This is a genomic window from Coleofasciculus chthonoplastes PCC 7420 (assembly GCF_000155555.1).
Lineage (GTDB): Bacteria > Cyanobacteriota > Cyanobacteriia > Cyanobacteriales > Coleofasciculaceae > Coleofasciculus > Coleofasciculus chthonoplastes_A.
The window spans coordinates 118,116-119,815 of the sequence record NZ_DS989869.1 but is presented as its reverse complement, the minus strand read 5'-3'; the positions used below and the strand labels follow the sequence as shown (position 1 = coordinate 119,815).

Below are 1,700 nucleotides of genomic sequence, written 5' to 3'. Positions count from 1 at the left end.
GCTCACGTACCCTTTCATCAACGGGAGGCGATTGTCTCACTGGTGCAGTATGGCAGTCTTCCCCTCTGGTTTTGGGACAAACCCAACCCCCAACGTGCCGTAATTAAAGCCAGTCAACTGGTTCGCTGCGACCTTCTGGCACTGTTGGCAGAAGCGGATATTCGGGGTCGCGTGTGTGACGATCAGCTAGAACTGCTGGAGCGGGTTCAGTTCTTTCGGGAATATTGTCAAGAGAATAATTGCTTATCTTATCCAAAACCGTTCCCCTCAGCTCATAGTCGATTTGTCTATTTCCAAAAAGACGATCGCGATCCCAATTATGCTGCTTTTGATGACACTCGCTTCGAGGTTGTCTTGATGTCAGGTTTACCGGGTGCTGGCAAAGACTCTTGGATTCAGGAGAACCTTCCCGATTGGACGGTAATCTCCCTAGATGAACTGCGACAAGCGATGAACATCTCTCCTACAGATAACCAAACTGCTGTAGTGGAGCGAGCAAGAGCGATCGCGAAAGACTACATGAGAGCCGAAAAATCCTTTGTTTGGAATGCGACCAATCTCTCTCGCCAACTGCGTTCGTCCCTCATTAATCTATTTTCTGCCTACCATGCACGGATTCGCATTGTCTACCTGGAAGTCGCTTGGGAAGAATTGCTGCGGCGCAATCGTTCTCGCGCTGCCAAAGTGCCGGAAACGGTGATGCAACGAATGCGCGATCGCTTGGAGGTTCCAGATATTACTGAAGCCCATCGGGTCGATTGGATTGTGGAGAGTTGAGTACATAAGCGGTTTGACATTTAAACTGAAGTTCCCCCCGTCCAGATGTACTATAGGGGACTGAACTCCTACTGCATAAGCATTTTAGCAATTTAGCCCCCTCAATTCGTACCCATGTATATTTAAGATTTTCTTAATAGTCTTGGGGAAAAATCTGTGAGATAATTGTAGTCATGTACATAGAACGTGTTCCGAACCGAAATTCCCCACCCGCCGTATTACTTCGTGAGTCCTATCGCGAAGGCAAGAAAGTGCGGAAACGTACCCTAGCGAACCTGTCTAAATTGCCGGATGAAGCCGTAGACGGCTTAAAAATCCTTCTCAAAGGAGGCAAAGCCATTGAAGACATCGAAGAAGCGTTTAACATAGTCCGTTCTCGCCCTCACGGTCACGTTGCCGCTGTGCTAGGAACAATAAAAAAAATCGGATTAGACTCGATTATCAGCGGTGAAAACACACGTAACCGACGATTAGTGCTATCGATGATAGCGGCGCGGATTATTGCCCCTAAGTCGAAATTAGCCACAGCCAGAGGATTACAAGAGGCAACTAAACTATCCAGTCTAGGAGAACGATTGGGATTGTCTGGGACGGATGAAGACGAACTCTATTTAGCCATGGACTGGCTCTTGTCTCGGCAAGAGGAGATAGAAAAGAGTTTGGCAGCTATCCATCTGGTAGAAGGAACATTAGTCCTCTATGATGTCAGTTCAACATATTTTGAAGGAAAGACTTGTCCTTTGGCACAATTCGGATATAATAGAGACAAGAAAAAAGGAAAATTGCAAATAGTATTTGGATTATTATGTAATGCCCAAGGATGTCCCATTTCTGTAGAGGTGTTTGAAGGAATACAGCCGACCCCTAGTACATTAACCCAACAGATAGAAAAGTCCGCACTCGGTTTGGATTAAAGAAAATAA

1 protein-coding gene and 1 pseudogene are annotated in these 1,700 nt (G+C 46.2%); both read left to right on the top strand.

All coding sequences use genetic code 11. The annotated features are described in order from the left end of the window. A partial coding sequence (locus MC7420_RS29775) for an ATP-binding protein (protein ID WP_006105240.1) occupies nt 1–777 on the top strand: 777 nt, incomplete at its 5' end. 173 nt (nt 778–950) lie between these two features. Then, nucleotides 951–1,700 (top strand): annotated as a pseudogene (locus tag MC7420_RS29770) (IS1634 family transposase); the annotation flags it as partial.